Origin of the sequence: Sphaerotilus sp. (genome assembly GCF_041083715.1) — a bacterium.
In the GTDB taxonomy this organism is placed as follows: domain Bacteria; phylum Pseudomonadota; class Gammaproteobacteria; order Burkholderiales; family Burkholderiaceae_C; genus Sphaerotilus.
In genome coordinates this window covers 1-7,833 of the sequence record NZ_JBFPGY010000257.1, presented here as the reverse complement: position 1 = coordinate 7,833, position 7,833 = coordinate 1, and the positions used below count along the sequence as shown (strand labels likewise).

The 7,833-nt window shown below is 67.5% G+C and carries 9 protein-coding genes; 2 read left to right on the top strand and 7 right to left on the bottom strand.

What is annotated here, in order from left to right; all coding sequences use genetic code 11:
- The 6 genes from AB3X43_RS11385 to AB3X43_RS11360 form a co-directional block, all read right to left on the bottom strand.
- A partial coding sequence (locus AB3X43_RS11385; RefSeq protein ID WP_369429960.1) for an SDR family NAD(P)-dependent oxidoreductase occupies positions 1–493 on the bottom strand: 493 nt, incomplete at its 3' end.
- A complete protein-coding gene (gene fabD / locus AB3X43_RS11380; RefSeq protein ID WP_369429959.1) occupies positions 490–1,428 on the bottom strand; it encodes an ACP S-malonyltransferase in 939 nt (312 codons plus the stop codon). The genes AB3X43_RS11385 and fabD, both read right to left, overlap by 4 nt.
- Before the next feature lie 53 nt (positions 1,429–1,481).
- On the bottom strand, positions 1,482–2,474 hold the full coding sequence (locus AB3X43_RS11375; RefSeq protein ID WP_369429958.1) for a beta-ketoacyl-ACP synthase III: 993 nt from the start codon (positions 2,472–2,474) through the stop codon (positions 1,482–1,484).
- On the bottom strand, positions 2,471–3,577 hold the full coding sequence (gene plsX, locus AB3X43_RS11370; protein WP_369429957.1) for a phosphate acyltransferase PlsX: 1,107 nt from the start codon (positions 3,575–3,577) through the stop codon (positions 2,471–2,473). Before plsX ends, AB3X43_RS11375 begins: the two co-directional genes overlap by 4 nt.
- Before the next feature lie 61 nt (positions 3,578–3,638).
- Positions 3,639–3,821: a 50S ribosomal protein L32 gene (gene rpmF / locus AB3X43_RS11365; RefSeq protein WP_179632828.1), complete on the bottom strand. Its 183-nt coding sequence runs from the start codon at positions 3,819–3,821 to the stop codon at positions 3,639–3,641.
- A 123-nt stretch (positions 3,822–3,944) separates the two neighbouring features.
- Positions 3,945–4,598 (bottom strand): YceD family protein, encoded by a 654-nt coding sequence (locus tag AB3X43_RS11360; RefSeq protein WP_369429956.1) that lies wholly within the window; start codon positions 4,596–4,598, stop codon positions 3,945–3,947.
- Here AB3X43_RS11360 and AB3X43_RS11355 point away from each other — a divergent pair.
- Together AB3X43_RS11355 and AB3X43_RS11350 are read left to right on the top strand one after the other, a co-directional pair.
- The gene (locus AB3X43_RS11355; protein ID WP_369429955.1) at positions 4,597–5,244 is read left to right on the top strand and encodes a Maf family nucleotide pyrophosphatase; all 648 of its coding nucleotides are present in this window, start codon (positions 4,597–4,599) and stop codon (positions 5,242–5,244) included. The genes AB3X43_RS11360 and AB3X43_RS11355 overlap by 2 nt on opposite strands.
- A complete protein-coding gene (locus AB3X43_RS11350) occupies positions 5,241–6,011 on the top strand; it encodes an SAM-dependent methyltransferase (RefSeq protein WP_369429954.1) in 771 nt (256 codons plus the stop codon). Before AB3X43_RS11355 ends, AB3X43_RS11350 begins: the two co-directional genes overlap by 4 nt.
- Positions 6,012–6,039: 28 nt before the next feature.
- Here the strand turns inward: AB3X43_RS11350 and AB3X43_RS11345 are convergent, their stop codons facing one another.
- Positions 6,040–7,503 carry a DEAD/DEAH box helicase gene (locus AB3X43_RS11345; protein ID WP_369429953.1) on the bottom strand — a complete coding sequence of 488 codons (1,464 nt, stop codon included), beginning with the start codon at positions 7,501–7,503 and terminating at the stop codon, positions 6,040–6,042.
- Positions 7,504–7,833 lie beyond the last annotated feature (330 nt).

Genomic DNA, 7,833 nt, shown 5'->3' with positions numbered 1-7,833 from the left:
GGGTCATGCCGGCCACGCCGGCCTTGGAGGCACAGTAGTTGGCCTGGCCCGGGTTGCCCGAGGCGCCGACCACCGAGGTGATGTTGACGATGCGGCCGAAGCGCTGCTTCATCATTGGCTTGATCGCGGCGCGGCAAGCGCGGAAGACCGACTTGAGGTTGGTGTCGATCACCGCATCCCAGTCGTCGTCCTTCAGGCGCATGGCCAGCGTGTCGCGGGTGATGCCGGCGTTGTTGACCAGCACATGCAGGCCACCATGGGCCTTGACGATGCCGTCGATGGCCGCATCGAGCGCAGGCGCATCGATCACGTTCAGCGTCAAGCCGAGGCCGCCGAACGGAGCAAGTGCTTCGCCGATCGCGGCCGCGCCGCTGTCGCTGGTCGCGGTGCCGACGACCTTGAAGCCGCGCTGCGCGAGCGTCAGCGCGATGGCCCTGCCGATGCCGCGGCTGGCGCCGGTGACAAGGGCGATCTGTTGAGCGTGAGCGTTCATGCGAGCAGCGCCTTGGCAGTGGCCAGCGTGGCCGGATCGTGGAAGGTGGTGGTGACCAGGCCGGCGTCGATGCGCTTGACCATGCCGGACAGGACCTTGCCCGGACCGCATTCGATCACATGCGTCATGCCGCGGGCCTGGAGTCCGGCGATGAGTTCGACCCAGCGCACGGCGCCGAAGGCTTGGCGGTAGAGGGCGTCGCGGATCGCGTCCGGGTCGGTCTGCACGACCACGTCGACGTTGTTCAGCACGGGGATCAGCGGCGTCTTCAGGTCGATCGACACCAGCCGCTCGCGCAGGCGCTCGGCTGCAGGCTTCATCAGGCTGGAGTGGAACGGTGCCGACACCGGCAGCGGCAGCGCGCGCTTGGCGCCCATCGCCTTGAGCACGATGCAGCCATGTTCGACGCCGGCCTTGCTGCCGGCGATGACGGTCTGCTTCGGGTCGTTGAAGTTGACGGCCTCGACCACCTCGCCGGATTCGGCCGCCGCCTTGGCACAGCCTTCGCGCACGGCAGCCGGGTCCAGCCCGAGAATGGCGGCCATGCCACCGGTGCCGACGGGCACGGCGTCCTGCATCGCCTGGGCGCGCAGGCGCACCAGCGGCAGCGCGTCAGCCAGCGTCAGGCTGCCGGCGGCGACCAGGGCGGTGTACTCGCCCAGCGAGTGGCCGGCGACGAAGGCCGGCGCGGCGCCACCTTCGGCCAGCCAGGCGCGGTAGCTGGCGATGCCGGCGGTCAGCATGACTGGCTGGGTGTTGGTGGTCAGGTCCAGCGCATCCTTGGGGCCTTCGGCGATCAGGCGGGCGACGTCTTCGCCGAGGGCGGTGCTGGCTTCTTCGAGGGTGGCGCGCACGGCGGGGTGGTCACCCCAGTCCGAGAGCATGCCCACCGACTGAGACCCCTGGCCGGGAAACACGAAGGCGAACGCGGTCATGGTGCGAGATCCGTGAAGAGAGTGAAGGAAAGGTGTGACGGGTCGGCCCGGACTCAGTAGTCCACCAGCACCGAACCCCAGGTGAATCCACCGCCGACACCTTCCAGCAGCAGCGTCTGGCCGCGCTGGATGCGGCCGCTGCGCACGCCGGTGTCGAGTGCCAGCGGGATCGAGGCGGCCGAGGTGTTGCCGTGCTGGTCGACGGTGACGATCACCTTGTCCAGCGACAGCTTCAGCTTCTTCGCCGTGCTCTGCATGATGCGGATGTTGGCCTGGTGCGGGATCAGCCAGTCGATGTCGCTGTCCTGCCGGTCGGCCTTGGCCAGGCTGGCGCGGGCGGTTTTCTCCAGCACGCCGACGGCGAGCTTGAACACGGCCTGGCCGTCCATCTTCAGCAGCGGGTCCCCCAGGACCTGCCCGCCCGAGACGGTGCCCGGCACGCACAGGATGTCCAGGTGTCGCCCGTCGGCATTCAGGTCGGTGGCGAGGATGCCCGGTGTGTCGCTGGCCGACAGCACCACGGCGCCGGCGCCATCGCCGAACAGGACGCAGGTCGTGCGGTCCTTGAAATCGAGGATGCGCGAGAACACCTCGGCGCCGATCACCAGTGCGTGGCGGGCGGTGCCGGTGCGGATCATGGCGTCGGCGATCGTCAGCGCATAGATGAAGCCGGAGCACACTGCCTGCACATCGAAGGCTGGACAGCCGTGCACGATGCCGAGCTTGCGCTGGACGATGGTCGCGGTGGACGGAAAGACCATGTCCGGTGTCGAGGTCGCGACGATGATCAGGCCGATGTCGGCGCCGGTCAGGCCGGCGGCTTCGATGGCGTGGCGAGCTGCCTCGACAGCCAGGTCGCTGGCATTCTGGTCCGGCCCGACGAAGTGCCGGACACGGATGCCGGTGCGCTCGACGATCCACTCGTCTGACGACTCGATGCCTTGCGTGGCCAGTTCGGCGACGAGGTCGGCATTGGTCAGGCGACGTGGGGGCAGCGCGCTGCCAGTGCCTGCGATGCGCGAGAAACGGGGTGTGGTGGTGGTCATGCGGCGTGGCGTGCCGCTGGCGCCTCGGGTTGAGCGGCGGACTGGCCCGCACCAGGGAGGGCCTGCAGCGTCTCGAGGATCCGGTCGTGCACGCGGTCCAGCAGTCGATTTCGGGCGGCATCATACGCCCGGTTCAGCGCGTTCTCGAAGGCGAGCGCATCGGCCGAGCCGTGGCTCTTGAACACGAGACCGCGCAGGCCCAGCAACGCCGCGCCGTTGAAGCGGCGGTGGTCGAGGCGGCGCGAGAAACGTTTGAGCGTCGGCATCGCCAACGCGGCAACGAGCTTCGTCAGTGGCGTCCGGGTGAACTCCTGCTTGAGGAAGCTGGTGATCATGCCCGCGAGACCTTCGGCGGTCTTCAGCGCCACATTGCCGACAAATCCGTCGCACACCACGAGATCGGTGGTGCCCTTGAAGATGTCGTTGCCTTCGACGTTGCCGTGGAAGTTCAGGTGACCTGCAAGGGACGCCGCACGCAGCAGCTCGCCTGCACGCTTGATGGTCTCGCTGCCCTTGATGACTTCTTCGCCGATGTTCAGGAGGCCGACAGAGGGCTGCTCCTTGCCATCGACCGCCGACACCAGCGCGCTGCCCATCACTGCGAACTGCAGCAGGTGCTCCGCACTGCAATCGACGTTGGCACCCAGATCGAGCATGGTCGTGTAATGGCCATGCTGGTTGGGCATCACGCTCGCGATGGCGGGCCGGTCGATGCCTTCCAGCGTCTTGAGCAGATAGCGGGCGACCGCCATCAGTGCGCCGGTGTTGCCAGCCGACACGCAGGCGTCAGCTTCCGAAACACCTTCGGCATTGCGCTTGACCTGCTGGATGGCCACCCGCATCGAGGAGTCGCGCTTCTTGCGGAGCGCGATCTCGACGGGATCGTCCATCTCGACCACTTCGGTCGCTTCGACCAGACAGCAGCGCGCCCAGCCAGCGGCAGGGGCGAGCGCATCGGCTTTGCCGACAAGAATCAGCTCAGCCTGCGGATGCTGATCGAGGAAGGCGCGGCAGGCGGGAAGTGTCACGGACGGACCGTGGTCTCCGCCCATGCAATCCACCGACAGCCGAACCGGGCGCGAAAGAGGGGTAGTGGCGTTCAAGACTGGTCAGACTCGGTGTCAATACCCGCAGACGATCGCGGGGCCCTGAGGCTGGGATGACTCAGGCGTCAGCCTTGGTCTTGAACACCTTGCGACCACGGTAGAAACCGGTCGGGCTGATGTGGTGGCGCAGATGCACCTCACCGGTGGTGGACTCGATCGCGGTGCCCGGGGTGTTCAGGGCGTTGTGCGAGCGGTGCATACCGCGCTTGGAAGGCGACTTCTTGTTTTGCTGGACAGCCATGGCTTACTCCTGGGATCCTGGGTTTTCCGATTGGAAAAGCTTTCGATTGTAGCACCACCCAGGGCATCGGTCCAAAGATGCTCTGGGTGCATCGGCGGGACGCTGTTGCAGCATGCCGACGGGTCAGTCTTTCGCCGGGGTCTTGCGCAAGGCCGCCAAGGCCGCAAATGGGTTGGGCTTGTCGGTGGTCGCGGTTTCCGCGGAGGCTGTGCCAGCCTCGGATTCTGTGTCCGCAGGTTCGTCGGACCAGTCTCCCACCGAGAGCACCACCGGCGTCGGGCACAGCGCATGCCGCGGCACGATCGGCGCCACAAGCAGCAGTTCGTCCTCGACCAGCTCCAGCAGATCGAACTGGCGGCTGATGACGAGCACGTCATCCTCGGCTTCGGCATCGAGTTCCGCGGCCTGGCGTTCGTTGTCGACAAACAGGAACCAGCGCTCGAACGCCAGCGGAACCTCGACCGTCTCCAGGCAGCGCTGACACTGTTGCGACAGGGAGGTTGATCCCGTCAGGTACAGCCACACCTCGGGTGGGCCGCCGCGCCGGGGGCGCAGTTCGCCCTGCGCAGACCAGCGCACGGGCGCTGCCGTGTGGGGTGCAGCCTCCGTATGGCGCAACTGGAGCAGGCGCTCGAAGTCCCCGAGGGGGGCGCTACCGTCGATGGGCTCACCCGCTTCGGCGAAGGGTCGCACGTCGAGGCGGCGGGGGTGGAATTCACGCGCTTTCATGGCGCGCAGTGTACGGGTGCCGTCGGGGCGGTGGAACAATGCCGGCATGGCTCCTTCTTCCTCTTCTGCTTTCCTGCCGTTGCCGCCCCCGGTGCTGGTGCTGGCGTCTACCTCGGTCTATCGGCACGAGTTGCTGGCGCGACTGCGGTTGCCATTCGACGTGGTGGCTCCCGATGTGGATGAATTTCCTCTGCCCGGCGAGGTTCCCGCGGCACTGAGCGAGCGGCTTGCGCTGGCCAAGGCACGTGCCGTGTCCGCGCGGCGGCCGCACGCGGTCGTGATCGGCTCTGACCAGGTTGCCGAACTGGATGGCATGCCCATGGGCAAGCCCGGCGACCATGCCCATGCCGTGGCACAACTGCGCGCGATGCGTGGCCGCACGGTGGTCTTCCACACGGCCGTGGCGGTGTTGCGGCATGACACAGCGTTCGAGGCGGTGCGGCGTGTGCCGGTGGCTGTGCGGTTCCGTGCGCTGAGCGATGTGGAGATCGAGACCTACCTGCGCCTGGAGCAGCCTTACGACTGCGCCGGCAGCGCGAAGTGCGAGGCGCTCGGCATCGCGCTGCTCGACGCGATCGAATCCGACGACCCCACCGCCCTGATCGGCCTGCCACTGATCGTGACCTCGGCGCTGCTGCGTCAAGCCGGGCTGGACACGCTGGCCATCCATGCGGGACATGGGAGCGCAGCATGAAGGGGCGCCTCTGGCTGATGCCGAACACGCTCGATCTGGGGACCGTGGCCGATGGACAGCCGCTGCCCGATCTGCAGGACGTGCTCCCGCTGGGCGCCATTCGGGTGGCTGCCGGCCTGGCGCACTGGGTCGCCGAGAATGCCCGCAGCGCACGGGCGCTGCTCAAGCGGGTCGATGCCGTGGTGCCGCTGACACAGCCGCTGCAATCGCTGTCGATCCGCGAACTGCCGCGCCCACCCAAGGGCAAGCCCGATGCGCGTGCTCCGGCGCCGGATTGGGCCGGGCTGCTGGCGCCTGCGCTGGCCGGGCACGATGTGGGGCTGGTGTCCGAAGCGGGTTTGCCCGCCGTGGCGGATCCTGGCGCAGAACTGGTGCGGGTCGCCCATGCGCAGGGTGTGACGGTGATGCCGCTGTCGGGACCGAGTTCGCTGATCCTGGCGGTGGCTGCCAGCGGGCTCAATGGGCAGAGCTTCGCGTTCGTCGGCTACCTGCCGACCGATGCAACGGCGCGGACACAGCGCCTGCGAGAACTGGAGGTGCACTCGCGCCGCTGGCAGCAGACCCAGTTGCTGATCGAGACTCCCTACCGCAATGCCGCCATGGCGCAGGCCCTGCTGGCGAGTCTGCACCCGGACACGTGGCTGAGCATCAGTTGCGGCCTGACGCTCGAAGGCGGCAGCACCCGCACCCAGCGTGTGGCGCGCTGGCGTGTGGCGCCGCCTGCATTGCCGGCCGATGTGCCGGCCGTGTTCGCATTCCTGGCCTGATGGGGCCGGAGTTGCCCGCCTGGTGGGGTCAGGTGGGAACCTTGCCGCCCAGCAGGGTGGCGATGCGGCGCTTCGGCTTGTGGACCGGGCTGGCCACCGGATTGATACCGGCGGATGGGCTCACCCGAGCCGGGGAGTCCTCCCAGACCGGGGTCGCCTTCGGATCGGGTTCGTACGGCCGATCGAAGAACGGATCCTGCGACCGGCTGCGCACCGGGCGCGGAGCGGGCACGGATGCAGATGCCGCCATCGGGCGCGGTTCGCTGAACGTGGCGGGGACTTCCTCTGGATCGCGGCGGCGGCGCGGCCGGTCGTTCTCCAGTTCGGCCGTTTCCAGCGTGATCGTCTTCTTGATCAGCTTCTCGATGTCGCTCACCAGGCGCGCGTCGTCGCGCGTGGCCAGGGTGATGGCAATGCCCGAGGCGCCGGCGCGGCCCGTGCGGCCGATCCGGTGGACGTAGTCCTCGGCGTTGAACGGCACGTCGTAGTTGAAGACCGCAGGCAGATCGGCGATGTCCAGACCGCGCGCGGCCACGTCGGTGGCGACCAGCAGATCCACTTCTCCTGCCTTGAACGCTGCCAGCGACTTCAGGCGTTCATCCTGCGACTTGTCGCCGTGCAGCGCGGCCGTGCGCAGGCCGTCACGCTCGAACGTGCGGGCCAATCGGGCGGCACCGAGCTTGGAGTTGACGAAGATGATGGCCTGGCGGATGTCGCGCTGGCGCAGGATCTGGGCGATCAGTCGGCGCTTGTCCTCGTCGGCGACGCTGTAGAAGCGCTGCTCGACATTGGTGGCCGTCGCGTTCGGCCGGGCCACTTCGACCAGCACGGGATCCTGCAGGTAGCTCTGCGCCAGCTTCTTGATCTCGGGCGAGAACGTCGCCGAGAACAGCAGCGTCTGGCGCGTCTTGGGCAGAAAGCTCAGGATGCGCTGCAGGTCGGGCAGGAAGCCGATGTCGAGCATCCGGTCCGCTTCGTCGAGCACGACGTATTCGACCTGGTTGAGCTGGCAGTTCTTGAGCTGGATGTGGTCGAGCAGGCGACCCGGCGTGGCGATCAGCACCTCGACGCCGCGCTTGAGTTCGGCGGTCTGCGGCGCGATGTCGATGCCGCCGAAGACGCAGGCGACACGCAGGTTGCTGTGCTTGGCGTAGGTCTTGACGTTGACGGCCACCTGATCCGCCAGCTCGCGGGTCGGCGCCAGCACCAGCGCGCGCACCGGGTGGCGGGCGGGCGAAGCGCTCGGGTTCTCGTGCTTGAGCATCTTCTGCAGCAGCGGCAGAGAGAAGGCCGCCGTCTTGCCGGTGCCGGTCTGCGCTGCGCCCATCACGTCGCGACCTTCCAGCACGATCGGGATGGCCTTGGCCTGAATGGGGGTCATCGTCTCGTAACCGGCGTCACCGATGGCACGCTGGAGCTTGGCGTCCAGGGGCAGGGTGTCGAAGCGGGCGGGTGCGGCCAGATCGGGCGCAGCGTCAAGTTGGGGCGTCATCACGGGCGTGATTATCCCGCGGATGCTGGGCGCGGGTGTCGTTCTGGCGTGAAATGACCACAAGCGAGGTTCGGCTTGTCAAGTCCGGTGTCCGTTTCTCGCGTCATGCGCTGGCCGGAACGGGTCGCGCAGCCTTTCTTGGCGCCTGCTGAATATGGACCAAACTTTGCACGGCCGGCGGGGCCTTGGGCCGATCGGGACCAGGAATTGACGCGGATGGTCTGCACAATTCAGGAAATCTACTCACCATCAGGGACACAGGCATCTCATGAGCCAATCCAATTCAGCTTCTTCGCCTATCGCTGTGCAACCCGTCATCATGGCCGGAGG

Bases quoted from the DNA above. Each gene is read 5' to 3' on its own strand.
- fabD (WP_369429959.1), bottom strand. From the start codon at position 1,428: ATGACCGCGTTCGCCTTCGTGTTTCCCGGCCAGGGGTCTCAGTCGGTG.
- AB3X43_RS11350 (WP_369429954.1), top strand. From the start codon at position 5,241: ATGAAGGGGCGCCTCTGGCTGATGCCGAACACGCTCGATCTGGGGACC.
- rpmF (WP_179632828.1), bottom strand. From the start codon at position 3,821: ATGGCTGTCCAGCAAAACAAGAAGTCGCCTTCCAAGCGCGGTATGCAC.
- AB3X43_RS11345 (WP_369429953.1), bottom strand. From the start codon at position 7,503: ATGACGCCCCAACTTGACGCTGCGCCCGATCTGGCCGCACCCGCCCGC.
- AB3X43_RS11375 (WP_369429958.1), bottom strand. From the start codon at position 2,474: ATGACCACCACCACACCCCGTTTCTCGCGCATCGCAGGCACTGGCAGC.
- AB3X43_RS11355 (WP_369429955.1), top strand. From the start codon at position 4,597: ATGGCTCCTTCTTCCTCTTCTGCTTTCCTGCCGTTGCCGCCCCCGGTG.
- AB3X43_RS11360 (WP_369429956.1), bottom strand. From the start codon at position 4,598: ATGCCGGCATTGTTCCACCGCCCCGACGGCACCCGTACACTGCGCGCC.